The organism is Pseudomonas botevensis (assembly GCF_019145475.1).
GTDB lineage: Bacteria > Pseudomonadota > Gammaproteobacteria > Pseudomonadales > Pseudomonadaceae > Aquipseudomonas > Aquipseudomonas botevensis.
The window spans coordinates 15,134-39,039 of the sequence record NZ_JAHTKI010000010.1; the positions used below are offsets into that span (position 1 = coordinate 15,134).

A 23,906-nucleotide genomic window follows, 5' to 3' on the forward strand; every position below is an offset into this window, starting at 1 on the left:
AATCCGGGTTCAGCGAAAAAACGGCACATCCCCCAACACCGTCGCCCGCTGCATCACCCGCCGCGCCGGGCGGTAGTCGTCCACTGCGTAGTGCTGGGTCACGCGGTTGTCCCAGAACGCAATATCGTCTTTCTGCCAGCGCCAGCGAATGGTGAATTCCGGGCGGGTGGCGTGGGCGAACAGAAACTTCAGGATCGCCTCGCTCTCTGTCTCCGACAGTTCATTGATCTTCGAGGTGAAACCTTCATTGACGAACAGCGCGCGCCGGCCGCTCACCGGATGGGTGCGAATGACCGGGTGCGACAACGGTGGATTCTTGCGTCTTGCCTCTTCCCACTGCGTCAGCGCTTCGGGTGTGTTGCCGTAGCGTTCCAGCGGAAACGAGCGGGTGAAATCGTGCGTCGCGGTCAGCCCTTCGAGCAGGGCTTTCATCGGTGCCGACAGTGCTTCATACGCAGCAATCCCGCTGGCCCACAACGTATCGCCACCGAACTCGGGCAGGAGCTTGGCACTGAGCACCGCGCCCATGGCCGGGGTCGGCAGGAAGGTCACGTCGGTGTGCCAGATCGCGTTGTCGCGCACGTCGGTGACGGCGGTGTCGAGGATCAGCACTTCCGGCTGTTCCGGCACGTTCGGGTAGATCGGATGAATGTGCAGGTCGCCGAAGTAATGGGCGAAGCGCGCCTGTTGCGCCGGCTCGATCGGCTGGTTGCGGAAGAACAGCACCTGATATTCGAGCAACGCCTGTTCGATGGCGTCACGTTGTTCCAGGTTCAGCGGCTGGCTGATGTCGACGCCGCTGATCTGCGCGCCGAGGGCCGAGCTTAAAGGGACGATGTTCAGGCTGCTCATGGTGGTTCTCGTCAATTGCGTGGCCCCGAACTGTCGGGGTAGTCAGTGCAGAAAAATCAGTGAGCCTGGCCGTGCCACGGCACCAGTTTGCGTTGCAGGGCGCGCAGGCCCATTTCCATGGCGAAGGCGATCAGGGCGATGACCAGAATCCCCAGCACCACCACATCGGTGACCAGGAACTGCGCGGCCGACTGCACCATGAAGCCCAGGCCGCTGGTGGCCGCGATCAGTTCGGCGGCGACCAGCGTCGACCAGCCGACCCCCAGACCAATCCGCACGCCAGTGAGGATGTCCGGCAGGGCACTCGGCAAAATCACATGGCGGATCAGCTGTGCGCGAGTGGCGCCCAGCGACTGCGCGGCACGCAACTTGGCCGGGTCGACGGTGCGCACGCCGGTGGCGGTGGCAATCGCGATCGGGGCGAAAATCGCCAAGTAGATCAGCAGCACTTTCGACAACTCGCCGATGCCGCACCAGATCACGATCAATGGCAGATAGGCCAGTGGCGGAATCGGCCGGTAGAACTCGATCAATGGGTCGAGCACTCCCCGGGCGATGCGGTTGGCGCCGATGGCGATGCCCACCGGCACGGCGGTGAGAATGGCAAAACCGAGGCCCAGGCCGATGCGGCTCAGGCTCGCGCCCAAGTGCTGCCACAGGGTCGAATCCATGTAGCCGCTGGTTGCCAGCAACCAGCCTTTTTGCAGCACGGCCGAAGGGGGTGGCAGGAACAGCGGCTCGATCAGGCTGGTGGCGGTGACCGCCCACCAGCCCAGCAACAAGGCGAACAAGGTCAACACGCTGATCCAGCGGGTGCTGAGGCGGCGGCGCACAGGAATTGCCACCGATGGCACGGCGGATTTCACCACCGCTGCGGAAACGTCGTAACTGCTCATGCGCGCTCCTGCCGCTGGGCGGCGCTGCGTTGCGAGAACACTTTGGCGAGCACGTGTTCGCGGGTTTCGATGAAACGCGGGTCGGACTTGATCGCCCGTGCCGATTCGCCGGCGGCGTAACGCTGGCCGAAGTCCAGGTGCAGGCGTTCGACGATCTGCCCCGGATTGGGTGCCAGCAGAATCAGATCCGTGGCGAGGAACACGGCTTCTTCAATGTCGTGGGTAATCAGGAACACCGGTTTGGCGGTGCGTTGCCAGACTTGCAGCAACAGCTCCTGCATCTGTTCGCGGGTGAACGCATCGAGGGCGCCGAACGGTTCATCCATCAGCAACACCCGTGGGTCGGCGGCGAGGGCGCGAGCCAGGCCGACGCGCTGTTTCTGTCCGCCGGAGAGCTGCCAGATGCGACGCTTTTCGAAACCCGAGAGATCGACCAGCGCGAGCATTTCCCGGGCGCGCTGTTCGCGTTTGTCCTTGGCGACGCCGGCCAGCTCAAGGCCGAAGGCGACGTTGGCCAGGACGTCCTGCCACGGCAGCAGGGCATCGTCCTGGAACACCACGCCGCGTTCGGCGCTCGGGCCTTTGACGGGCACGTTGTCGAGGGTGATGCGCCCGGCGCTGGGTTCGACGAAGCCGGCGATCAGGTTCAACAGCGAGGTCTTGCCACTGCCGGACGGGCCGAGGGCCACCAGCAACTGCTGAGGACCGAGGCTCAGGGAAATATCCGACAACACCGGTTCCGGGCTGCCGGGGTACTGTGCGCTGATGCGCTCCAGCTGTAGCAAGGCCATCGCAGTCGCTCCCGATCAGTTGGTGATGTACTTGGCGCTGACGTACGGCGCGTAGTCCGGCAGCACCGCCTCGACCTTGCCTTGTTCCTTGAGGAACGCGGCGGTGTCGGTGATGGCTTTGGTGGTCGGCGCGCCGAGGTCAGTGACCTGATCCGCCGCCAGCGGGTAGACGTTGCCTTGCAGCAGCAGCGGAATATCGCTGGCCTTGGCGCCGGACAGTTTCACCAGTTTGTCGACGTTGCCCTTGTCGGCGAGCCAGGCTTGCGGGTCCTTGCGGTATTCGGCGTAAGCGTCGAGGGTGACCTTGGCGAACGCGGTGACGATTTCCGGGTGTTTCTCGGCGAAGTCCTTGCGCACGATCCAGGCATCGAAGGTCGGCGCACCGAACTTGGCCAGTTCGCCGGAAGTAATCAGCACCTTGCCGTTTTCCTTGGCCACGCCCAGCGCCGGATCCCAGACGTAGGTGGCGTCGATGTCACCGCGTTTCCAGGCGGCGATGATCGCGGGCGGAGCCAGGTTGAGGACGGTGACTTTCGACGGATCGATGTTCCAGTGCTTCAGTGCGGCGAGCAGGCTGTAGTGACCGGTGGACACGAACGGCACGGCGATTTTCTTGCCGAGCAGATCCTGTGGCGTCTTGATCCCGGAACCGTCGCGTGCGACCAGCGCTTCGGCAGCGCCGATCTGGGTCGCGATGAGGAAGGTTTCCACCGGGACTTTGCGGGTGATCGCCGCGGTCAGCGGGCTGGAACCGAGGTAGCCGATCTGCACGTCGCCGGAGGCGATGGCGGCAATGATGTCGGCCCCGTTATCGAATTTGCGCCAGTTGATGTCGGCCTTGGTGGCTTTTTCATAGGCGCCGTCGGCCTGGGCGACTTTCGCCGGGTCAACGGTGGTCTGGTAGGCGACGGTGAGGTCGGCGGCCTGAGCCAGGAAGCTCGCGGCAGCCAGGGAGGCCACGGCCAGCAGGCGAAGCGGGAATGTCAGTTTCATGGGAGAGCTCCATATCAGGCGACCGAGCGTCGGCGTGAAAGGAGACTAAATGATCTAAGAATCTAAAAATAAATAACTTTTTAGAATGAGCTTATTAGCGGAAAAATCTAAGCCGAGGGGGATATTTCGGATTCTTCGTTCGACGTGAGATCTTCTCCCCCTCACCTCAACCCTCTCCCCCAAGGGGGCGAGGGGGAAGGGGGCCGATCGAGGGCTTTTCAAAATTGGAGTTCAGCTCGGTATTTCAAGTCGGCGCACCTCGCACCCACAACTCGGTCAGTCCCCTCTCCCTCTTGGAGAGGGTAAGGGAGAAAGATCCAAAGCCTATCGATCAGTTGCTGATCGCCAGAATGCTCGCCTGGTACGCCCCGACAAACACGTCGAAATCGCCCACTTCGCTCTGCTCCAGCTCAGCCTGTTGTGCCAGCGACGAGCGCGCCAGTTCTTCGAACTTCGCCTGTTCATCAGCCGCCAGCGGCTCGCTGCGGAAGAACTCCGCGTGGGCCTTGCTCTGACGCAGGGAGAACTGGGCGAAGCTTTCCTTGTGTTCGGCCATTGCCGCCAGCACCTGGGCCGATGGCGTCAGGGACGGGTCGCTGACTTTCGCCAGTTGCGCATCGAGGGCCTTGCTGTGGGCATCACCGCCATGGCTCTGATCCAGCAGCGCGGCGAGCGGGGCGATCTGCTCCAGCAGTTCGCCGGCCCATTGCTTGAGGTCGACCGGTTGACCGTCGCGCTGCAATTGCAGGCCCGGACGGCGACCTTCCTTGACCACGCTGAGGAAGTTCGACGTGGCGTTGCCGCAACTGGTGTTGGTCAGCAGCGGGCTGTCGTTGAGCGCGCAGTACAGCAGGAACGCATCGAGGAAGCGCGATTCGGTGACGTCGATGCCCATCGGCAGGAACGGGTTGATGTCCAGGCAACGTACTTCGACGTACTGGATGCCGCGGGCCATCAGGGCCTGGATCGGCCGTTCGCCGGTGTAGGTCACGCGTTTCGGGCGGATGTTGGAGTAGTACTCGTTTTCGATCTGCAGGATGTTGGTGTTGAGCTGCACCCACTCGCCATCCTGATGCGTGCCGACTTCTACGTACGGCGCGTAAGGCGTGGCGACGGCCTGGCGCAGGCTGTCGGTGTAGCTTGCCAGGTCGTTGTAGCACGGCGTCAGGCCGGCCTGGGCGTTGCTCTGGTAACCGAGGTCGCTCATGCGCAGGCTGGTGGCGTACGGCAGGTACAGGGTGTCCGGGTCCAGTTGTTCGAGCTGGTGCGGGCGGCCGCGCAGGAAACCCGCGTCCAGCGCCGGCGAGGCACCGAACAGGTACATCAGCAGCCAGCTGTAGCGACGGAAATTGCGGATCAGCGCGATATAGGACGACGACTGGAAGTCGCGGTCGGTGCCGACGAAGCCTTCGGTCTGCTTGAGCAGCGGCCAGAGCTTTTCCGGCAGGGAGAAGTTGTAGTGAATCCCGGCAATACATTGCATGGTCTTGCCGTAACGCAGGGCCAGGCCCTTGCGGTAGACGTACTTGAGCTGACCGATGTTGGAGGTGCCGTAGTAGGCGATCGGGATGTCTTCCTCGGCCGGTAGCGGGCACGGCATCGACGGACTCCACAGGAATTCGCTGCCGAGCTTGCTGTAGGCAAAGCGATGAATCTTGTCCAGGCTCGCCAGCGTATCGGCCGGGTCGGGCAGGGCCGGGGTGATGAACTCCAGCAGCGACTCGGAATAGTCGGTGGTGATCTGTTCGTTGGTCAGTGCGGAACCCAGGCTTTCCGGGTGCGGCGTTTGCGCCAGACGACCCTCGCCGGTCACGCGCAGGCATTCACGTTCGATGCCGTGCAGGCACTGCTCAAGCAGGGAGAGGTTGGCGCGCTCACCGAGCAGAGCCAGGCGGCGGTTGAGAAGTTCGCTCAATTTGGATTCCTTCACGCGTCAGTCGCCCCAATATGGGGGTGGGCAGGACGGTCTACAAGGGTGAAGTTGAAACTGGCGTTTTCGCCTGGTTTTCGGGCCATGAAAGCCCCATTTGAAACGCCAACTTCAGTCCCTGAATCTGGCTGACGCAGGCGAATTGTGGGAGTTGACTCCCACAGCAAATCCCGACGCTGCGGTCACAGCGCCGAAATTAACTCAAAATGATGAACAACATCTACAGGACAGCGAACGTGCCTTGTGCTTTTGCGACCAGTTTGTCGCCCTGCATCACGTCGGCCTCGACCACCAGCGTGCGGCGGCCCGGGTGAATCACCCGCGCCGTACACATCACCTCGCCGTCTTCGACGGCGCGGATGTAGTTGATCTTGCATTCGATGGTCGCGCTCTGCTGGTCAAAGCCGTGGGTGCTGGAACAGGCCAGCCCCATGGCGATGTCCACCAGACTGAACAGCGCGCCGCCATGCAGCTTGTTGCCGCGATTGCGCAATTGCGGTTCCAGCGCCAGGGCGACTTGCGCCACCCCGGTTTCCAGGCTGTGCAGGCGGCAGCCCAACAGCTTGAAGAACGCGCTCTCGACGAGCCCGGCCGGAATGTCCATCAACGTTTTTTCAACTGCTTGGCGTTGGCGAACAGCGAAGCCATGGCGTTGTTCGCCGGAGCGGCGGTCGCGGTTTCCTTGCGCGGGGCGTTGTTCGACGACTGACGCGGCGCCGAACCCGGACGCGAGCCACGGGCACCGTCGACTTTCTCGCCCGGCGTGTCGCTCATGCGCATCGACAGGCCGACGCGTTTGCGTGGAATGTCGACTTCCATGACCTTGACCTTCACCACGTCGCCGGCCTTCACCGCTTCGCGCGGATCCTTGATGAATTTCTCCGACAGCGCCGAGATGTGTACCAGACCATCCTGATGCACGCCGATGTCGACGAATGCGCCGAACGCGGTCACGTTGGTCACCACGCCTTCGAGGATCATCCCCGGTTGCAAGTCCTTCAAGTCCTCGACGCCTTCCTGGAACTCGGCGGTCTTGAATTCCGGACGCGGGTCGCGACCCGGTTTTTCCAGTTCTTGCAGGATGTCGGTGACGGTGGGCAGACCGAAGGTCTCGTCGGTGAATTTCTTCGGATCCAGACGCTTGAGGAACCCGGCGTCACCGATCAGCGAGCGAATGTCGCGGTCGGTTTCGGCGGCGATGCGCTGCACCAGCGGATAGGCTTCCGGGTGGACCGCCGAGGAATCCAGCGGGTTCTCGCCGTTCATCACGCGCAGGAAGCCGGCCGCCTGTTCGAAGGTTTTTTCGCCCAGACGCGCGACTTTCTTCAACGCGGCGCGGGTCTTGAACGCACCGTGTTCGTCGCGGTGGGTGACGATGTTCTGTGCCAGGGTCGCGTTGAGGCCGGAGATCCGCGCCAGCAGCGCCACCGATGCGGTATTCACGTCCACGCCCACGGCGTTCACGCAGTCCTCGACCACGGCATCCAGGCCGCGCGCCAGTTTCAGCTGCGAGACGTCGTGCTGGTACTGACCGACGCCGATGGATTTCGGATCGATCTTCACCAACTCCGCCAGTGGATCCTGCAGGCGACGGGCGATGGACACCGCGCCACGGATCGACACGTCCAGGTCCGGGAACTCCTTGGCCGCCAGTTCCGATGCCGAATACACCGATGCGCCGGCCTCGGAGACCATGACCTTGGTCATTTTCAACGCTGGGTATTTTTTGATCAGTTCGATCGCCAGCTTGTCGGTTTCACGGCTGGCGGTGCCGTTGCCGATGGCGATCAGGTCGACCGAATGCTTGGCGCACAGGGCGGCCAGAATGGCGATGGTCTGATCCCACTTGTTGTGCGGCACGTGCGGGTAAACGGTGGCGTGATCCAGCAGTTTGCCGGTGGAGTCGACCACGGCCACCTTGCAGCCGGTACGCAGGCCCGGGTCGAGGCCCAGGGTCGCGCGCGGGCCGGCCGGAGCGGCCAGCAGCAGGTCGTGCAGGTTGTGGGCGAAAACGTTGATCGCCTCGGTTTCGGCGCCGTCACGCAGCTCGCCGAGCAGGTCGGTTTCCAGGTGGGTGTAGAGCTTGACCTTCCAGGTCCAGCGCACCACTTCGCCGAGCCATTTGTCGGCGGCGCGGTTCTGGTTCTGGATGCCGACGTGCTGGCCGATCATGCCTTCGCAGGGGTGCAGAGTGCCCGGCAGTTCTTCGCCGACTTTCAGCGCGGAGCTGAGGATACCTTCGTTGCGGCCACGGAAAATCGCCAGGGCGCGGTGCGACGGCATGCTTTTCAGCGGTTCGTCGTGTTCGAAGTAATCGCGGAACTTGGCGCCTTCTTCTTCCTTGCCGGCGATCACGCGGGCGCTGAGCGTGGCTTCCTGTTTCAGGTAGTTGCGCAGTTTATCCAGCAGGTTGGCGTCTTCGGCGAAGCGCTCCATGAGGATGTATTTGGCGCCTTCGAGGGCGGCCTTGACGTCGGCCACGTCTTTTTCGGCGTCGATGAAGCGCGCGGCTTCGGCTTCCGGGGCCAGGCTCGGGTCGTTGAACAGACCGTCGGCCAGCTCGCCGAGGCCGGCTTCCAGGGCGATCTGGCCCTTGGTGCGGCGCTTCTGCTTGTACGGCAGGTACAAGTCTTCGAGGCGGGTCTTGGTGTCGGCGAGTTTGATTTCGCGCTCCAGCTCGGGCGTGAGCTTGCCCTGCTCCTGGATGCTGGCGAGGATGCTGATACGCCGTTCGTCGAGTTCTCGCAGGTAGCGCAGACGTTCTTCCAGATGACGCAACTGAGTGTCATCGAGGCTGCCGGTCACTTCTTTCCGGTAACGGGCGATGAAGGGAACGGTAGAGCCTTCATCGAGTAGCGCGACGGCCGCTTCGACCTGTTGCGGGCGTACGCCGAGTTCCTCGGCGATGCGGCTGTTGATGCTGTCCATAAAACCACCTGACAAATTGTGAAAGCAGGCTCGCGGGCTCGTAAATAAAGGCCCGGAGTCTGGTTGAGCGGCTTGATGATTGCCGCTGCCTGGGCCAAGAGGCACCCCATTGACCCGTGAAATCGAACAATTACTGCGCGGGCCATAAAAGAAAAAGCGGCCACCTGCGGTAACGATTCAGACGTTGCCTGACACAAAACGCCGCGCATTATAACCAGCGTTCTGTCATTCGGGGGCGACACAGTCTGTAGGCACAAACCCCTGTTTTCTGGCAGTGAAGGAAAAATCTGCTAACAATGCACACGGTGCGTATAACGGCAGCTACGCCATAATGCGCGCCGAGCTAAAAGGAGCATCCAATGAGCAGCACTGCACAAACTGCTGAAGGCGAAAAAATTCTCATCGTTGACGACGATCCGGGGCTGAGCAGCCTGCTGGAACGCTTTTTCGTCAGCAAGGGCTATCGTGCCCGTGCCGTACCGAACACCGAGCAGATGGATCGTCTGCTGTCGCGTGAAGTCTTCAATCTGGTCGTCCTCGACCTGATGCTGCCGGGCGAGGATGGCCTGACCGCCTGCCGTCGTCTGCGCAGCGCGAACAACCAGATTCCGATCATCATGCTCACCGCCAAGGGCGACGAGCTGAGCCGTATCAAGGGGCTGGAGCTGGGTGCCGACGACTACCTGGCCAAACCGTTCAACCCGGACGAGCTGATGGCTCGGGTCAAGGCTGTCCTGCGTCGTCAGGCCCCACCGGTGCCGGGCGCACCGGGCAGCGAAGACGAAAACGTCACCTTCGGTGATTACGTGTTGTCCCTGGCGACCCGTGAACTGAAGCGCGGCGACGAAGTACACATGCTCACCACCGGCGAGTTTGCGGTACTCAAGGCGCTGGTGATGAACGCTCGCCAGCCGCTGACCCGCGACAAGCTGATGAATCTGGCCCGTGGCCGCGAGTGGGATGCCCTGGAGCGTTCCATCGACGTGCAGATTTCCCGTCTGCGCCGGATGATCGAGCCTGATCCGTCGAAACCGCGCTACATCCAGACTGTCTGGGGCGTGGGCTACGTGTTCGTACCGGATGGCAACTCCACCAAGTAATTGGTGATTTGTAGGAGCGGGTCTGGCTGGCCGTTGCGCAATGCCAGACTCGCAATCCGCAATATGCGAGCATTGCTCGCTCCTGCAAGTGTGTAGCGGTTATCCATGAAAACCCCCGTCTGGTTCCCCCAAAGTTTTTTCTCCCGCACCCTCTGGCTGGTGCTCATCGTCGTGCTGTTTTCCAAGGCGCTGACCCTGGTTTATCTGTTGATGAACGAGGACGTGCTGGTGGATCGCCAATACAGCCACGGCGTCGCCCTGACGCTGCGTGCCTATTGGGCCGCCGATGAAGAAAACCGCGCCAAGATCGCTGATGCCGCGACCCTGATCCGGGTGGTCGGTGCCGGCGTGCCGGAAGGCGAACAGCACTGGCCGTACAGCGAGATCTACCAGCGGCAGATGCAGGCGGAGCTGGGCGCCGATACGGAAGTCCGGTTACGCATGCACTCGCCACCGGCGCTGTGGGTTCGCGCCCCGAGCCTGGGCGATGGCTGGCTGAAAGTGCCGCTGTATCCGCACCCGCTGCGCGGCCAGAAAATCTGGAACGTGCTCGGCTGGTTCCTCGCCATTGGCCTGCTGTCCACCGCGTCGGCGTGGATCTTCGTCAGCCAGCTCAACCAACCGTTGAAACGCCTGGTGTACGCCGCACGGCAACTCGGCCAGGGCCGCAGCGTGCGTCTGCCGATCAGCGACACCCCCAGTGAAATGACCGAGGTTTACCGCGCGTTCAACCAGATGGCCGAGGACGTCGAGCAGGCCGGGCGGGAACGTGAACTGATGCTTGCCGGGGTTTCCCACGACCTGCGCACACCGCTGACCCGCTTGCGCTTGTCGCTGGAGCTGATGGGCGATCGCACCGACCTGACCGACGATATGGTCCGCGACATCGAGGACATGGACGCGATTCTCGACCAGTTCCTGGCGTTCATTCGCGACGGTCGTGATGAATCGGTAGAAGAGGTGGACCTCAGCGATCTGGTGCGTGAAGTCGCGGCGCCGTACAACCAGAGCGAAGAAAAGGTTCGCCTGCGTCTGGAGCCGATCCAGCCGTTTCCGCTGCGTCGGGTGTCCATGAAACGCCTGCTGAACAACCTGATCGGCAACGCCTTGCACCATGCGGGCAGCGGCGTCGAGGTGGCGGCTTATGTGTCCGGTGATACCAGTGCGCCGTATGTGGTGCTGAGCGTGATGGACCGTGGCGCCGGGATCGACCCTTCGGAACTGGAGGCGATTTTCAACCCGTTCACCCGTGGCGACCGTGCCCGGGGCGGGAAGGGCACCGGGCTGGGACTGGCCATCGTGAAGCGGATCGCTTCGATGCATGGCGGCAATGTCGAGTTGCGTAACCGCTCGGGCGGTGGGCTGGAAGCGCGGGTGAGATTGCCGCTTGGGTTGATGCTTCCTCGGGATGCGGTGTAACCCTCTCCCTCATCGGAGCGCCGCCCGCCCTCTCCCTGCGGGAGAGGGGCAGGGTGAGGCGGCTCTTAGCCTTTGCCTTTGGTCCGGGTCATATTCGGGCCGCCATTCTTCTCAAGGTGTTCGATGATGATCCCCGCCACATTCTTCCCGGTGGTGGTCTCGATCCCTTCCAGGCCCGGTGACGAGTTCACCTCCATCACCAGCGGCCCGTGGTTGGAGCGCAGGATATCCACGCCCGCTACCGTCAGCCCCATCACCTTGGCCGCGCGCAACGCGGTCATGCGTTCTTCCGGGGTGATCTTGATCAGGCTGGCGCTGCCGCCACGGTGCAGGTTGGAGCGGAATTCACCCGGTTTGGCCTGGCGTTTCATCGCCGCGATCACCTTGTCGCCGACCACGAAGCAGCGGATGTCCGCGCCACCCGCTTCCTTGATGTATTCCTGAACCATGATGTTCTGCTTCAGGCCCATGAACGCCTCGATCACCGACTCCGCCGCCGTCGCGGTTTCGCACAGCACCACGCCGATGCCCTGGGTGCCTTCCAGCACCTTGATCACCAGCGGCGCGCCGTTGACCATGTCGATCAGGTCGGGAATGTCGTCCGGCGAGTGGGCGAAACCGGTCACCGGCAGGCCGATACCCCGGCGCGACAGCAGTTGCAGCGAACGCAGTTTGTCCCGCGAGCGGGCGATGGCCACCGATTCGTTGAGCGGAAAAACCCCCATCATTTCGAACTGGCGCAACACCGCGCAGCCATAAAACGTCACCGACGCGCCGATCCGCGGAATCACCGCATCGAAACCCTCCAGCGGCTTGCCCCGGTAGTGGATCTGCGGCTTGTGGCTGGCGATGTTCATATAGGCGCGCAAGGTGTCGATCACCACCATTTCATGCCCGCGTTCGGTGCCGGCTTCGACCAGACGACGGGTGGAATACAGACGCGGATTGCGCGACAGCACAGCGATCTTCATGCAACACCTGTGGAGGAGGTAGATACCGGGAACACCGGCTTGTCTTGTACATATTTGATGCCCGGATTGACCACCAACTGGCCATCGATCAGGGCTTTGGAGCCGAGCAGCAGGCGATAGCGCATGGACTTGCGGCAGGCGAGGGTGAACTCGACCGGCCAGACCCGATCACCGAGGGCCAGGGTGGTGCTGATCACATAGCGCACCTGGGCCTGGCCGTTGGAACTCTTGATGGTTTTGCGCGTGACCAGCGGTGCTTCGCAACGCCGGTGACGCAACTGCACCACGGTGCCCAGGTGCGCGGTGAAACGCACCCACTTCTCGCCATCGCGCTCGAACGGCTCGATGTCGGTGGCGTGGAGGCTGGAGGTGCTGGCGCCGGTGTCGATTTTTGCCCGAAGGCCCGCGACTCCCAGATCCGGAAGCGCCACCCACTCGCGCAGACCGACAACGGTCAAATGGTCAAATGTCTTCAAAAAAATGCTCAACCGTGGCAACCGCTCAGCCCGCACGAGGCCGGATTCGCGGTATTCACGCAGAATAATGGTTAAAAGGCGAACGATATCTACAGCCCGGATGGCCCGCCTCTGAGGCTGGCGCCGGAATGCACGCATTGTAATCCGGGACGGCGCAATTCATGGCACGACAGAAACGGTAGTACAGTTCACCAATATTTCAGAATGAGGAAATTCCATGGCACAAAAAAGCGAAGAGGACGACAAGGTCCGTCTCGATAAATGGCTGTGGGCTGCGCGTTTTTATAAAACACGCGCATTGGCCAAAGCCGCGATCGAGAGTGGCAAGGTGCATTGTCGAGGGGAACGCTGCAAGCCTGGCAAAGAGCCACGGGTTGGCGATGAATTCGAGATTCGTACCGGTTTCGACGTGCGTACGGTGAGAGTCGAAGCCTTGTCGATCGTGCGTCGTGGCGCGCCGGAAGCGCAGACGTTGTACGCAGAAACTGAAGCCAGCATCACCAAGCGCGAAGCAGCCGCGGCGATGCGCAAGGCGGGCGCATTGGGCGTCAGCACCGATGGCAAGCCGAGCAAGAAGCAGCGGCGGGACCTGTTTAAATTTCGTGGGAACAGCAGCGGCGAGTAGAGCGGTTGTCTCTGCGTTGTCAGTGCCAATGCTTTTGCGGGCAGGCCCACTGGCTTGCCCGCAAGCAGCGCTGGATCAGAGGCTACGCACCACACTCATGCGCGAAACCAGCGGAAACTTGCCCAGCAAGCCGAAAATCGGTGCGGACGCCTTCAGCCAGAAATTCGCCGCGTGAAAGGCAAACGGCGTGTAGTAACCCCAGCCCAATGCCCACACCGCCAGCAGCATGCCGCCGATGTAATCGTCCTGACCCCAGTGCGCGCCGGCCACCAGGCGCGGCAGCATGAACAGCAACGCCAGGCCCCAGACCGTGAGGAACTGGCCCAGGGTACGGCTGAAACCCCCCATGAACAGCGCCCAGATCAACAGTACCGAAGCGTGATCGCCGGGGAAGCTCTGGCTCGAGCGGTCTTTCAGCTCCCAGGTTTTCTCCAGATGCGGGAAATAGTCACTGATATGCACCGCACCTTCGAGCACCATCGACGGGCTGCTGTGCTGCCAGTTCATGTAGTCGGCAAATTTGGAAAACAGCGCGCGGATCACCACCATCAGCAGCAGGATCGACAGAAAACCGAAAAAGGCGCGGCGTACATCGATCGCCTTGAAGACCCAGTCACCCTTGATCAGCAGTGTCAGCAGGATCAGTCCGACCACGATGTCGAACGGGCGCAGACTTGCAATTGCCCAGATGTGGAGCCATATGGGGTTGCTGGCCAGAGGCGCATTGAGTGAGCGGAACAGCCACTCGTCGAAAATCACACACAGCATCTGGCCCGTAGGCCATAACCAGAAGGCCAGCAGTGCCAATGGCACCACGTTGCAGAGAACCAGCCGGCCGAGGTTCCACCTTGATTGGAACAAACCCGGATTGTTCATAAAATGCCTCCCATGGCTAAACATCGGCACCAAAAAGAGTGCCAAGAACCGCAAATTTTCATGCTTTGTAACCATTTTGTCATCAAATTCAGATACCCAGACCTATGACCGATTTCCCGGATACCGATTACACCCAACGCTTCATCTTCGATGACAGCGACACTCGCGGCGAACTCGTGGCGCTGGAACGCAGCTACGCCGAAGTCCTCGCCAAGCACCCGTACCCGGAGCCGGTCGCGCAGTTGCTCGGCGAGTTGATGGCCGCCGCTGCGTTGCTGGTCGGCACCCTGAAGTTCGACGGCTTGCTGATTCTGCAGGCGCGTTCCGAAGGCCCGGTGCCGCTGCTGATGATCGAGTGCTCCAGCGAGCGCGAGATCCGTGGCCTGGCCCGTTATCACGCCGATCAGATCACCCCCGACGCAACCCTCGGCGACTTGATGCCGAACGGCGTGCTGGCCCTGACGGTCGATCCGACCGCCGGCCAGCGCTACCAGGGCATCGTCGACCTCGACGGCGAGAACCTGTCCGAGTGCTTCACCAACTATTTCGTCATGTCGCAGCAGGTCGGCACCCGCTTCAAGCTCTTCGCCGACGGCCGTCGCGCTCGTGGTTTGCTGTTGCAGCAACTGCCTGCCGATCGCCTGAAAGATGAAGAAGAACGCGCCGCAAGCTGGCAGCACATCACTGCGCTGGGCAGCACCCTGACCGCCGATGAATTGCTGAGCCTGGACAACGAAACCGTGCTCCATCGCCTCTACCACGAAGAGCAGGTACGTCTGTTCGACGTGCAGAAATTGCGCTTCCGTTGCAGTTGCTCGCGGGAGCGTTCGGGTAATGCGCTGGTCAGTCTGGGTCTGGAAGACGCTCAGGCGCTGGTGGCCGAGCACGGTGGAAAAGTCGAGATCGATTGCCAGTTCTGCAACGAACGCTACCTGTTCGATGCGGCCGATATCGCCCAATTGTTCGCTGGCGCGGGCGTCGACACGCCGTCAGTTACCCGGCACTAAAACGGTTCAGCGCAGGTAAATTCACTGCTCAACGACGGAATTACGCCGTTACGACGGGAGGACCCTACTCTTTTTGGGCTTTTCTGGCATAATCCGGCCCACTTTTTTCGCGGTAGTAGTGCGGGACTTTCTACTACAAAACGTTTGGAGCACACTCGGCCACTGGCCGACGGGGAACCTCATGACGCAAGCCAATAACGCCGTGTACACCGATCTGAGTGTTGATGATCTGGTTAAAGAAGCCCTGAACCGCGGTGAGGGCGAGCTTGCCGATACCGGCGCTCTGGTTGTTCGCACCGGTCATCGCACCGGCCGTTCGCCAGTCGATCGTTTCATCGTTGAAGAGCCTTCCACCCAGGCCTCTATCGCCTGGGGCCCGATCAACCGCAAGTTCCCGGCCGACAAGTTCGACGCGCTGTGGGCTCGTGTCGAAGCCTTCAACAACGCGCAAGAGCATTTCGTTTCCCACGTGCATGTAGGCGCGGCGGCGGATCACTACCTGGCCGTGAAAATGACCACCCAGACTGCCTGGCAGAACCTGTTCGGTCGTTGCCTGTTCATCAACCCGGCCCAGTACAACCCGGCCGGTCGTGAAGAGTGGCAAGTGCTCAACGTGGCCAACTTCGAGTGCGTCCCAGAGCGTGACGGCACCAACTCCGATGGTTGCGTGATCCTCAACTTCGCACAGAAGAAAGTGCTGATCGCCGGCATGCGTTACGCCGGTGAAATGAAGAAAGCCATGTTCTCCGTGCAGAACTTCCTGCTGCCAGCCGCCGACGTTCTGCCGATGCACTGCGCAGCCAACATCGGTGAAGAAGGCGACGTGACCCTGTTCTTCGGTCTGTCGGGCACCGGCAAGACCACCCTGTCCGCCGACGAAAGCCGTTACCTGATCGGTGACGACGAACACGGTTGGGGCGAAGGCGTGGTGTTCAACATCGAAGGCGGTTGCTATGCCAAGTGCATCGACTTGTCCGAGAAGAACGAGCCGGTGATCTGGAAAGCCATCAAGCACGGCGCCGTACTGGAAAACGTCGTCATCGACGACGCCAAGCACGCCGACTACGCCGATGTCAGCCTGACCCAGAACAGCCGCGCAGCCTACCCGCTGGAGCACGTTGCCAAGCGTTCCGAGAAGAACCTGGGCGGCGAGCCGAACGCGGTAATCTTCCTGACCTGCGACCTGACCGGCGTACTGCCGCCCGTGTCGATCCTGAACAACGAGCAGGCGGCCTACCACTTCCTGTCCGGCTACACCGCACTGGTGGGCTCGACTGAAATGGGTTCGGGCAGCGGCATCAAGTCGACCTTCTCCACCTGCTTCGGCGCGCCGTTCTTCCCGCGTCCGGCTGGTGAATACGCTGAACTGCTGATCAAGCGCATCAAAGGCTTCGGCTCCAAGGTCTACCTGGTCAACACCGGCTGGACCGGCGGTGGCTACGGCGTCGGCAAACGCTTCAACATCCCGACCACCCGTGCGGTGATCGCAGCGATCCAGAGCGGTGCGCTGATCGGTGCCGAAACCGAACACCTGGACACCATCAACCTGGACGTGCCACTGACCGTACCGGGCGTCGAAACCAACCTGCTCAACCCACGCAACACCTGGGCTGACAAGGCTGCCTACGACGAAGCCGCCAAAGCACTGGCCGGTCTGTTCATCGAGAACTTCAAGAAGTTCGAAGTGAGCGACGCGATCAAGGCTGCCGGGCCTAAGTTGTAAGACTTAGTTCTGGTGAATGAAAAAGCCGCCTCTTGAGGGCGGCTTTTTTGTGGGCGACAGGAAGTCGCCGTTATAGCACTTAAGGCTGAGAGGATTAGTCGGCAAGACAAGTGGAGGCTGAAACCTCTGTTTTTCAGGTGACCAAACCTGAATCGCTGATTGGTTAGCGACAGTCACAACTATAGAGTTGAGCTAACTAGCGCCGATAGAAGACAAGGCGTCGCTGCATGTAGGAACGGGATGCGGATCTATGCAGTCCGTTCCTACAGATCAATCACGGTTTTCAACGAATAACCCGATACCCCTCAACATCCAGCACGCTCGTCGTCAGTCCGGTCGCCGGGGTGTAGATCGTGCCCTTCACCGTCGAGAACGGGACGCCTTTGCTGCCCAGCGACACGTAGCGTTCGCCCTGATCCAGTTCGGTGAAGTAGGTGTACGAGCATTTTTCCATGGCTTTGTATTTCGCGGCGGCGTTGACCAGGGCGTCGGCGTGTTTGCGCAGGTCGGCGTCGGTCAGGTTTAGGGTTTTGCTCAGCGGGGTGCCCCAGCGTCGCAGACAGGTTTCGGCGAAGTGGCGCACCATCAGGCCGGGTTCTGCCAGCAGTGTCGGGCCGCTGACGCCGTCGGCGGAGGCGTTGCCGACCAGGGTGGCGTGGCGGCCGGGCATCGGGAAGATATGGGTACGTGTGCCGGTGGCGGTTTGTGGGATGACGCAACTGAAGCCTTTCGAACGCTCGTCCCGGGCATAGAAACCGACGTACTCCTTGACGTTGGCATTGAGCCGGACACGATGCTCTTGAAAGTTGCCGATGCCGGGTACGGGATCTATCGCAAAGATATTTACCGGAATGTTTTTCAACGCGCTGTCATTGAACAGGGCATTGGCCAACATATGGCAACTGATACCGCCACGACTCCAGCCCACCAGATTGACCTGAGTCGGAATAACACCGTCCTTGCGGAAAGTTTTAATGATCTGCTCCTGTAACTTCTGTTGGGTGATACTGCGTTCGCCGTAGTTGTACTTGCGCCAGAACCAGGAGCCTTCGGCTTTCACATCTTCGATGGGAATACCGGCGGCTTTGAGGCGGTTGTATTCCGCTTCGGTCAGTTGTTCGCGTTGCCAGTCGCACTTGCCGCGAATGATGTTCATCGCGTGCAGCACGTTCTCCTCCCAGCCTTTGCCGAACAGCGTGCCGCTGAGGCCGTAGTCCTTGGATTTGGCGAACAGCTCGTCGGCCTGCAGATTGCTGGTGCCGGGGCCGTCAACCACGATCCATTCGGCGAACTCGCGACCGGTGTGGTGCGAGGCGAGGGTGGAAACCAGTTCGCCGTCCCAATAGCTGGCGTGGCTGGTATCAAACTTGGTGGAGCCAGTGCCGCAAAAGAAAATAGTCAAGGTGGTCATGATATTGCTCTTGGTTGATGTAAGAGCAGTCAGGCTAGTTTTGACTATTTGCTTAATAAAGCAGTTAGTTGTTGCCGGATTTTTGGCTTTGTTATTTTAAATTTAATTGGCTATTTGCTGTTTCGCTGTTTCAAGTAGTTCGCAGCCGTCTTGCGTCAGCAAATAAAGCGCATTGACGATACTCGGGATGTCTTTGACGTCCGCCTGTTTGAAACACAAGCAGTAAAGAGTTTCCAGCAAGTCGCTGGCCGCGCGGATGCGTTGTTGGGCGGCGTCGAGCAGGTCGATGTGGCTGGCGTCGGTGTCGATGACCAGTACCGCGTTGTCACTGCTCTTGAGGGGGCGATAGCGGGTATTCATGGGGCAGGCATGTCCTTTAAAAAATCTCTTTTCAGCCGCGATGGTCACTATAGAAGGGCCAAACACGGTGGGACAAGACAGCCGGAATCGACAGAATTCGTAGGGGTTTTACCGGCACTCGGGCATTTGCCCTACACGGTTTGCCGGCGTTTTCACGGCGAAACCCCTACGCAGGCAAATTCCTACGGGATTCTCAGGCGCTTCTACTCAAAGCGCTGTAAGGTGCGCGCCAGAATCCGTAGGGCGCTTGCGTGCGTCCGACACGCGCTTAAAGGGAATTGGGTATGCAGTGGCTACGAATGGCCTCGATCATTTTGCTGTGGGCCAGTGGTTGCCGTTTGACGGTAGCCGCCGATGGGGGCGATGCGCTGGTGCTGGGCAACCTCGATCGCACCGGTTGGCCTGATGCGCTGACCAGTCAGGCCAGCGTCGACACAGCGTCTCGCGCTGAAGTGCTGATGTTCGGCAAGGCCCTGCTGGCCAGTGAGTCGCTCGACGAACCGGGACTCAAGCAACGGCTGGGCGTGGCGCAGGTGCAACTCAAGTCGATCAGACAAGTGCGCGACGGTCTGTGGGATCGCTTGCTCGACACCTATCGCACCGCCAGCCGGAACTGCGACGAGCAAATGTTTTGCCCGCGCGTGCGCAGCGTCGCCGACCTGCGCCAGTTGGCAGCGGGGTTCACGGGCGATATCAGCCCGGCCCATGCACTGTGGGCCAGCAAGAGCCTGGACGTGCATGAGCAGGTACTGAACGAGCAATTGCGAGTGGCAGTGTTGCAGCCGTAGGTTGCCGTCAACCCGTGGCGGTAGCGTCTGTCGTCGTCACCACTGACAGCGGTGGAAGGTCTTCCGGAACCTGCATGCAGCCGCCCGACAGCAGCGACGCAATGATGAGGGCGAAGGGCAGTTTCAATCGGTTTGACATGTTCATTCCTTGGTGGGAGTCCACGCGCGTCGACCGTCCTGGTGCGACGCTGGTTTCGTGGATAGCGGGGGCACGTTAGCGCTGGGTCAATGGAGTGGCGATGAACAAAGTGTTTCCGTTTTTGACCCGGTAGGGCCGTACACGGCGCTGTATCATCCGGTATCGTTTTACCCCCAAAACCTTTCTCGACTCGCTGCGATCGCCCGCTAGGCTGTTGGCATGGCAGCGGTCAAAGGAGTGACAGCGAATGCACAACACCCTGGAACAGGTTTTCGGTTATCCACGGTTTCGTCCCGGTCAGGAGGCCACCATCGGCGCGGTGCTGGCTGGGCGCTCGGCGGCGGCGATTTTCCCCACCGGCTCCGGCAAGTCCTTGTGTTATCAATTGCCGGCGTTGTTGCTGCCGCACCTGACGCTGGTGGTCTCGCCGCTGCTGGCGCTGATGCAGGATCAGCTTGAGTTCTTGCGGCGCCGTGGCATTTCGGCAGGCAGCATCGATTCGGCGCAGAGCCGTGACGATGCCAGTGACGTGATGGCCCGCGCCCGTTCCGGCGAGTTGAAGATCCTGATGATTTCCGTGGAGCGTCTGAAAAACGAACGCTTCCGCAATTTCCTGCAGCAGGTGCCGATCTCGCTGCTGGTGGTCGACGAAGCGCACTGCATCTCGGAGTGGGGGCACAATTTTCGTCCCGACTACCTGAAGCTGCCGGACTACCAGCGCCAGTTCAATATTCCGCAGACCTTGCTGCTGACGGCCACGGCGACGCCGAAGGTCATCGCGGACATGCAGGCGAAATTCGCCATCGCCCCGGAGGATGTCGTCACCACCGGTTTCTATCGGCCCAACCTCAATCTGCTGGTGGAGCCGGTACGCGGCCAGGACAAGCGCCGACGCCTGGTGGAGTGGATGGCCGACCGTCGGGGCCTGCCGAGCATCGTCTACGTCACCTTGCAGAAAACCGCCGAGCACATTGCTGAGCACCTCGATCGCAACGGCATTCAGGCCGAGGCGTATCACGCCGGTCTGCCCAACGAACAGCGCGAGGCGATTCAACAGCGCTTCATGAGCGGGCAGTCCAATTGCATTGTCGCCACCATCGCCTTCGGCATGGGTATCGACAAGAGCGACATCCGCAACGTGGTGCATTTCGACCTGCCCAAGTCCATCGAAAACTACAGCCAGGAAATCGGTCGCGCCGGGCGTGACGGGCAGCCCTCGGACTGCCTGGTGCTGGCCAATCGTGACAGCCTCAACGTGCTGGAAAATTTCGTCTACGGCGATACGCCCGAGCGCGACGGCATTCGTCATGTGCTCGATGAATTGCAGGCCGCCGTGCCCGAAGGCCAGTGGGAGTTCTTGCTCGGGCCGCTGGCGGATCAGAGCAATATCCGTCAGTTGCCGCTCAAGACCTTGCTGGTGCAACTGGAGCTCAGAGGCGTTATTGCGCCACGTTATGCCTATTACGCCGAGTACCGGTTCAAATACCTGCTCGAACCCGAAGCGTTGCTTGAGCGCTTTGACGGCGAGCGCAGGGATTTTGTCGCGGCGCTCATCCAGACATCGACCCGCGCGCGTACCTGGGCCACGGTGAACTTCGAGGCGATGTACACGCAGTATTCCGCCGAGCGCAACCGGGTGGTGAAGGCGCTGGATTTCTTTCAGGAGAAGGGCTGGGTCGAGCTAGAGAGCAAGCAGATGACCGAGGTCTACAGTCTGCTGGCAACGGATTTCGACAGTGGCGGGTTGAGCGCCGAGCTTCACGGGTACTTCACTCGGCATGAGCAGACCGAGGTGGCGCGGATTCACGCAATGCTGGAGATGTTCGCCACCGAACGCTGCCTGGGTTATCGACTGGCGGAGTATTTCGGTGATCGCAATGCGCCTGAGCGCTGCGGACACTGCTCGGTGTGTCATGGGCATGTCGCCCGACTTCCGGCGCCACCGGAATTACCGGCGCTTGTGGATAAAAACTTCGAGGCGCTATGCAGTGAATTTATCCACAGGCATCAGCAGCACACCGGCAATGCGCCGTCGGCTGAACGGCTGACACGATTCCTGTGCGGCATCAGCGTGCCGCTGTTTACCCGGCTCAAGGCGCGGGCGATTTCCGGGTATGCGGCGCTGGAAGACTATCCCTATCTCGATGTTCGCACCTGGACCCAACAGCATTTGCCCGGTTAGATCCCCAAAAGGAACGCTGAACTGGGCCGCATCCATCCGCTGAATGTCGATCATCACGGTAATGAACTTCAAAAACCGCCAGTGGCTGACTATGGTGAGGGCTGTCTTCGGATCGCCAACAAGAGAACAACAATGAGCCAGACATCCTTCGCTATTCAGCAGGCTGCCGTGATCGGCGCGGGCACCATGGGCCGGGGCATCGTCATGTGCCTGGCTAACGCTGGTGTGACCGTGCAGTGGGTCGACAACAATCCACAGATGCTCGAACAGGCACTGACCACGGTGGCAGACACCTACGCCCATAACGTACGGCAGGGTCGTATCGATCAGGCCGAGGCCGATGCGCGTCTCGCCCGGATAACGTCGGCGGCGGATTATGCGGCGATCCGCAATGTCGATCTGGTGATCGAAGCGGTGTACGAAAACCTTGAACTCAAGCAGAAAATCTTCCGTGAGCTTGATGGATTGCTGAAACCCGAAGCGTTGCTGGCAAGTAACACGTCGGCGCTGGACATCGATGCGATTGCCGCGGCGACCAAACGTCCGCAGCAAGTGCTGGGCCTGCACTTCTTCAGCCCGGCGCACATCATGAAACTGCTGGAAATCGTTCGCGGTGCGCAAACCTCGCCAGCGGTGCTGGACGCAGCGCTGGCGTTGGGCAAGCGCATGGGCAAGGTCAGCGTGGTGTCGGGAAACTGCCACGGTTTCATCGGCAATCGCATGCTGCACCCGTACGTGCTCGAGGCTCGCAAGATGTTGCTCGAGGGCGCTTATCCACAGCAGGTCGATGCGGCGTTGCAGGGTTTCGGTTTCGCCATGGGGCCGTTCCGCATGTACGACGTGGTCGGTATCGATCTGGAGTGGCGTGCCCGGGAGCTGGCCGGCAAAGGGCAGGATGCGCCTGAGATTCAAGTGGATAACCGGTTGTGCGAGATGGGCCGGTTCGGTCAGAAGTCCGGCAACGGTTATTACCACTATGAGCCGGGTAGCCGGCAGGCTGAGCATGATCCCGAGGTCGATGCGCTGGTGCTGCGGGTCAGTGAAGGATTGGGTTTTCAGCGTCGCGAGATCGGCCCGGAGGAGATTCTGGAGCGCTGCTTGCTGGCGCTGGTCAACGAAGGCGCGAAGATCCTTCAGGAAGGCATTGCCGAGTCGGCCCATGACATCGATCTGGTGTACCTCAATGGCTACGGTTTCCCGGTGGACAAGGGCGGGCCGATGGCCTGGGCGGATCAGCAGGGGCTGGCGGATATTCATCAGCGGCTGTTGGCGCTGGAGACGCGGCAGGGCGATCAGTGGAAACCGGCGCGGGTGATTGGCGAGCTGGCGGCGCAAGGCAAGGGGTTTGCCGATTATTGAGTGGGTGGCGGTTCTGGCGCCTTCGCCGCCAAACCCGTTCCCATGCCGTAGACTTCGCCACTTATCTTCAGGAGTCGACATTGATGTCCAACCCGATGCCGCAACGCAGTGACTACCCGCACTTCCAACCGATCACCACCCGTTGGCATGACAACGACGCCTATGGTCACGTCAACAACGTCACCTACTACAGTTTCTTCGATACGGCCGTGAACACCTATCTGATCCAGGTGGGTGGGCTGGACATTCATGATGGCGAGGTGGTGGGTTTCGTGGTCAGTTCGGCGTGCGATTACTTCGCTTCGATTGCCTTTCCGGACTTGATCGAGATCGGTCTGCGGGTTGGCAAGCTGGGTAACAGCTCGGTGCAGTACGAATTGGCGGTGTTCAAGGCGGGTGAAGACGAGGCCTGCGCGGCCGGGCGTTTTGTCCATGTGTTCGTGGATCGGGCGAGCAATCAGCCAGTGCCGATTCCGGCCGGATTGCGCGGGGCGCTGGAGCGTCTGGTGGTTTGACAGGCAAAAAAAATCGCAGCCCTCGGGCTGCGATTTTTGTTTCACCGGGCAACGGGGCGTTTCACGCCTCAGTCGCGGTAGTACCGGTGATGCTTGCGGTGGCCGTAGGCATGGCCGCGACCCCGGTGGTCGTCGCGGTAGTAGCGACGATGGTCACGATCGCGATCGTAATGACGATCTTCATCGTTGCTCTTGTTGCCCATGTAGTTGCCCAGCGCGCCACCGGCGCCACCGCCTGCTGCGGCGCCGATCAGGCTGCCGGTGGTGCCGCCCATGCTGCGGCCGACCACGTTACCGCCGGCTGCGCCCAGCGCACCGCCAATGGCGGCTTCGCCACGGCTGTGTTTGTTGGCGCCGACCGCACTGCCACCCGCGCCGCCCAGGGCTGCGCCGATAGTGGAGCCGGTGCTGCCGCCTAAAGACTGACCGACGACCGAGCCAAGAACCCCGCCCAATGCGCCGCCCACACCTGCTTCGGTGGTGCCTCCGGCAGAAGCGAAACCACTGACCAGGCCGAGGGACAACAAGAGAATCGAGGAGAACTTCATACATGAGCCTCAAAGGG

23 protein-coding genes are annotated in these 23,906 nt (G+C 61.1%); 9 read left to right on the plus strand and 14 right to left on the minus strand.

The window, feature by feature from the left end; genetic code table 11:
• Positions 1–9: 9 nt before the first annotated feature.
• From tauD to KVQ74_RS14580, 7 genes are all read right to left on the minus strand, one after another.
• Positions 10–852 carry a taurine dioxygenase gene (gene tauD, locus KVQ74_RS14550; RefSeq protein ID WP_217831774.1) on the minus strand — a complete coding sequence of 281 codons (843 nt, stop codon included), beginning with the start codon at positions 850–852 and terminating at the stop codon, positions 10–12.
• 56 nt (positions 853–908) lie between these two features.
• Positions 909–1,748 carry a taurine ABC transporter permease TauC gene (gene tauC / locus KVQ74_RS14555; protein WP_217831775.1) on the minus strand — a complete coding sequence of 280 codons (840 nt, stop codon included), beginning with the start codon at positions 1,746–1,748 and terminating at the stop codon, positions 909–911.
• Complete coding sequence (tauB, locus tag KVQ74_RS14560) at positions 1,745–2,539, minus strand: taurine ABC transporter ATP-binding subunit (protein WP_217831776.1); 795 nt, start codon at positions 2,537–2,539, stop codon at positions 1,745–1,747. Before tauB ends, tauC begins: the two co-directional genes overlap by 4 nt.
• Before the next feature lie 15 nt (positions 2,540–2,554).
• The gene (gene tauA / locus KVQ74_RS14565; protein ID WP_217831777.1) at positions 2,555–3,532 is read right to left on the minus strand and encodes a taurine ABC transporter substrate-binding protein; all 978 of its coding nucleotides are present in this window, start codon (positions 3,530–3,532) and stop codon (positions 2,555–2,557) included.
• A 331-nt stretch (positions 3,533–3,863) separates the two neighbouring features.
• Positions 3,864–5,447, minus strand: a complete 1,584-nt coding sequence (gene gshA / locus KVQ74_RS14570; protein ID WP_217831778.1) for a glutamate--cysteine ligase — start codon at positions 5,445–5,447, stop codon at positions 3,864–3,866.
• 235 nt (positions 5,448–5,682) lie between these two features.
• Positions 5,683–6,066, minus strand: coding sequence for a PaaI family thioesterase (locus tag KVQ74_RS14575; protein ID WP_217831779.1), 384 nt, complete (start codon positions 6,064–6,066; stop codon positions 5,683–5,685).
• Positions 6,066–8,390 (minus strand): Tex family protein, encoded by a 2,325-nt coding sequence (locus tag KVQ74_RS14580; RefSeq protein ID WP_217831780.1) that lies wholly within the window; start codon positions 8,388–8,390, stop codon positions 6,066–6,068. Before KVQ74_RS14580 ends, KVQ74_RS14575 begins: the two co-directional genes overlap by 1 nt.
• Before the next feature lie 359 nt (positions 8,391–8,749).
• Between KVQ74_RS14580 and ompR the strand changes: the two genes are divergently transcribed.
• Together ompR and KVQ74_RS14590 are read left to right on the plus strand one after the other, a co-directional pair.
• Complete coding sequence (gene ompR / locus KVQ74_RS14585; protein WP_217831781.1) at positions 8,750–9,490, plus strand: osmolarity response regulator transcription factor OmpR; 741 nt, start codon at positions 8,750–8,752, stop codon at positions 9,488–9,490.
• 105 nt (positions 9,491–9,595) lie between these two features.
• Positions 9,596–10,909, plus strand: coding sequence for an ATP-binding protein (locus KVQ74_RS14590; RefSeq protein WP_027922236.1), 1,314 nt, complete (start codon positions 9,596–9,598; stop codon positions 10,907–10,909).
• A 65-nt stretch (positions 10,910–10,974) separates the two neighbouring features.
• Here the strand turns inward: KVQ74_RS14590 and rimK are convergent, their stop codons facing one another.
• A complete protein-coding gene (rimK, locus tag KVQ74_RS14595) occupies positions 10,975–11,880 on the minus strand; it encodes a 30S ribosomal protein S6--L-glutamate ligase (protein ID WP_065257794.1) in 906 nt (301 codons plus the stop codon).
• Positions 11,877–12,356, minus strand: a complete 480-nt coding sequence (gene rimB / locus KVQ74_RS14600) for a retropepsin-like aspartic endopeptidase RimB (protein WP_065257793.1) — start codon at positions 12,354–12,356, stop codon at positions 11,877–11,879. Before rimB ends, rimK begins: the two co-directional genes overlap by 4 nt.
• 217 nt (positions 12,357–12,573) lie before the next feature.
• On the opposite strand from rimB, the gene KVQ74_RS14605 reads away from it, so the two are divergent.
• Positions 12,574–12,981 carry an RNA-binding S4 domain-containing protein gene (locus KVQ74_RS14605; RefSeq protein WP_217831782.1) on the plus strand — a complete coding sequence of 136 codons (408 nt, stop codon included), beginning with the start codon at positions 12,574–12,576 and terminating at the stop codon, positions 12,979–12,981.
• Positions 12,982–13,056: 75 nt separating this feature from the next.
• Here the strand turns inward: KVQ74_RS14605 and KVQ74_RS14610 are convergent, their stop codons facing one another.
• The gene (locus tag KVQ74_RS14610) at positions 13,057–13,857 is read right to left on the minus strand and encodes a phosphatase PAP2 family protein (protein ID WP_217831783.1); all 801 of its coding nucleotides are present in this window, start codon (positions 13,855–13,857) and stop codon (positions 13,057–13,059) included.
• Positions 13,858–13,961: 104 nt separating this feature from the next.
• Here KVQ74_RS14610 and hslO point away from each other — a divergent pair, with 104 nt between their 5' ends.
• Entirely contained in the window at positions 13,962–14,864 is a 903-nt protein-coding gene (gene hslO / locus KVQ74_RS14615; protein ID WP_217831784.1) for an Hsp33 family molecular chaperone HslO, read from the plus strand.
• A 181-nt stretch (positions 14,865–15,045) separates the two neighbouring features.
• Positions 15,046–16,587: a phosphoenolpyruvate carboxykinase gene (locus tag KVQ74_RS14620; protein ID WP_217831785.1), complete on the plus strand. Its 1,542-nt coding sequence runs from the start codon at positions 15,046–15,048 to the stop codon at positions 16,585–16,587.
• Positions 16,588–16,870: 283 nt separating this feature from the next.
• Here KVQ74_RS14620 and KVQ74_RS14625 read toward each other — a convergent pair whose 3' ends face one another.
• Together KVQ74_RS14625 and KVQ74_RS14630 are read right to left on the minus strand one after the other, a co-directional pair.
• Entirely contained in the window at positions 16,871–17,998 is a 1,128-nt protein-coding gene (locus KVQ74_RS14625) for a hypothetical protein (protein ID WP_217831786.1), read from the minus strand.
• 102 nt (positions 17,999–18,100) lie between these two features.
• On the minus strand, positions 18,101–18,358 hold the full coding sequence (locus KVQ74_RS14630) for a hypothetical protein (protein ID WP_217831787.1): 258 nt from the start codon (positions 18,356–18,358) through the stop codon (positions 18,101–18,103).
• Positions 18,359–18,642: 284 nt separating this feature from the next.
• Here KVQ74_RS14630 and KVQ74_RS14635 point away from each other — a divergent pair, with 284 nt between their 5' ends.
• Positions 18,643–19,146 (plus strand): polysaccharide deacetylase, encoded by a 504-nt coding sequence (locus tag KVQ74_RS14635; RefSeq protein WP_217831788.1) that lies wholly within the window; start codon positions 18,643–18,645, stop codon positions 19,144–19,146.
• Between the two features lie 7 nt (positions 19,147–19,153).
• On the opposite strand, the gene KVQ74_RS29410 is transcribed toward KVQ74_RS14635, so the two are convergent.
• The gene (locus KVQ74_RS29410; RefSeq protein WP_264083948.1) at positions 19,154–19,285 is read right to left on the minus strand and encodes a hypothetical protein; all 132 of its coding nucleotides are present in this window, start codon (positions 19,283–19,285) and stop codon (positions 19,154–19,156) included.
• A gap of 247 nt (positions 19,286–19,532) precedes the next feature.
• Between KVQ74_RS29410 and KVQ74_RS14640 the strand changes: the two genes are divergently transcribed.
• The 3 genes from KVQ74_RS14640 to KVQ74_RS14650 all read left to right on the plus strand — a co-directional run bounded on the left by KVQ74_RS14640 (position 19,533) and on the right by KVQ74_RS14650 (position 23,341).
• A complete protein-coding gene (locus KVQ74_RS14640) occupies positions 19,533–21,467 on the plus strand; it encodes a RecQ family ATP-dependent DNA helicase (protein WP_217831789.1) in 1,935 nt (644 codons plus the stop codon).
• 132 nt (positions 21,468–21,599) lie between these two features.
• Positions 21,600–22,826, plus strand: a complete 1,227-nt coding sequence (locus tag KVQ74_RS14645; RefSeq protein ID WP_217831790.1) for a 3-hydroxyacyl-CoA dehydrogenase — start codon at positions 21,600–21,602, stop codon at positions 22,824–22,826.
• 83 nt (positions 22,827–22,909) lie between these two features.
• Positions 22,910–23,341: an acyl-CoA thioesterase gene (locus tag KVQ74_RS14650; protein ID WP_217831791.1), complete on the plus strand. Its 432-nt coding sequence runs from the start codon at positions 22,910–22,912 to the stop codon at positions 23,339–23,341.
• Between the two features lie 68 nt (positions 23,342–23,409).
• Here the strand turns inward: KVQ74_RS14650 and KVQ74_RS14655 are convergent, their stop codons facing one another.
• Positions 23,410–23,889 carry a glycine zipper domain-containing protein gene (locus KVQ74_RS14655; protein WP_217831792.1) on the minus strand — a complete coding sequence of 160 codons (480 nt, stop codon included), beginning with the start codon at positions 23,887–23,889 and terminating at the stop codon, positions 23,410–23,412.
• Between the last annotated feature and the right edge of the window lie 17 nt (positions 23,890–23,906).

Excerpts from the sequence above, each read along its gene's own strand:
- tauD (WP_217831774.1), bottom strand. The coding sequence starts at position 852 with ATGAGCAGCCTGAACATCGTCCCTTTAAGCTCGGCCCTCGGCGCGCAG.
- tauC (WP_217831775.1), bottom strand. The coding sequence starts at position 1,748 with ATGAGCAGTTACGACGTTTCCGCAGCGGTGGTGAAATCCGCCGTGCCA.
- tauB (WP_217831776.1), bottom strand. The coding sequence starts at position 2,539 with ATGGCCTTGCTACAGCTGGAGCGCATCAGCGCACAGTACCCCGGCAGC.
- tauA (WP_217831777.1), bottom strand. The coding sequence starts at position 3,532 with ATGAAACTGACATTCCCGCTTCGCCTGCTGGCCGTGGCCTCCCTGGCT.
- KVQ74_RS14575 (WP_217831779.1), bottom strand. The coding sequence starts at position 6,066 with ATGGACATTCCGGCCGGGCTCGTCGAGAGCGCGTTCTTCAAGCTGTTG.
- KVQ74_RS14580 (WP_217831780.1), bottom strand. The coding sequence starts at position 8,390 with ATGGACAGCATCAACAGCCGCATCGCCGAGGAACTCGGCGTACGCCCG.
- ompR (WP_217831781.1), top strand. The coding sequence starts at position 8,750 with ATGAGCAGCACTGCACAAACTGCTGAAGGCGAAAAAATTCTCATCGTT.
- KVQ74_RS14590 (WP_027922236.1), top strand. The coding sequence starts at position 9,596 with ATGAAAACCCCCGTCTGGTTCCCCCAAAGTTTTTTCTCCCGCACCCTC.
- rimK (WP_065257794.1), bottom strand. The coding sequence starts at position 11,880 with ATGAAGATCGCTGTGCTGTCGCGCAATCCGCGTCTGTATTCCACCCGT.
- KVQ74_RS14605 (WP_217831782.1), top strand. The coding sequence starts at position 12,574 with ATGGCACAAAAAAGCGAAGAGGACGACAAGGTCCGTCTCGATAAATGG.
- KVQ74_RS14610 (WP_217831783.1), bottom strand. The coding sequence starts at position 13,857 with ATGAACAATCCGGGTTTGTTCCAATCAAGGTGGAACCTCGGCCGGCTG.
- hslO (WP_217831784.1), top strand. The coding sequence starts at position 13,962 with ATGACCGATTTCCCGGATACCGATTACACCCAACGCTTCATCTTCGAT.
- KVQ74_RS14620 (WP_217831785.1), top strand. The coding sequence starts at position 15,046 with ATGACGCAAGCCAATAACGCCGTGTACACCGATCTGAGTGTTGATGAT.
- KVQ74_RS14625 (WP_217831786.1), bottom strand. The coding sequence starts at position 17,998 with ATGACCACCTTGACTATTTTCTTTTGCGGCACTGGCTCCACCAAGTTT.
- KVQ74_RS14630 (WP_217831787.1), bottom strand. The coding sequence starts at position 18,358 with ATGAATACCCGCTATCGCCCCCTCAAGAGCAGTGACAACGCGGTACTG.
- KVQ74_RS14635 (WP_217831788.1), top strand. The coding sequence starts at position 18,643 with ATGCAGTGGCTACGAATGGCCTCGATCATTTTGCTGTGGGCCAGTGGT.
- KVQ74_RS29410 (WP_264083948.1), bottom strand. The coding sequence starts at position 19,285 with ATGTCAAACCGATTGAAACTGCCCTTCGCCCTCATCATTGCGTCGCTG.
- KVQ74_RS14640 (WP_217831789.1), top strand. The coding sequence starts at position 19,533 with ATGCACAACACCCTGGAACAGGTTTTCGGTTATCCACGGTTTCGTCCC.
- KVQ74_RS14645 (WP_217831790.1), top strand. The coding sequence starts at position 21,600 with ATGAGCCAGACATCCTTCGCTATTCAGCAGGCTGCCGTGATCGGCGCG.
- KVQ74_RS14650 (WP_217831791.1), top strand. The coding sequence starts at position 22,910 with ATGTCCAACCCGATGCCGCAACGCAGTGACTACCCGCACTTCCAACCG.
- KVQ74_RS14655 (WP_217831792.1), bottom strand. The coding sequence starts at position 23,889 with ATGAAGTTCTCCTCGATTCTCTTGTTGTCCCTCGGCCTGGTCAGTGGT.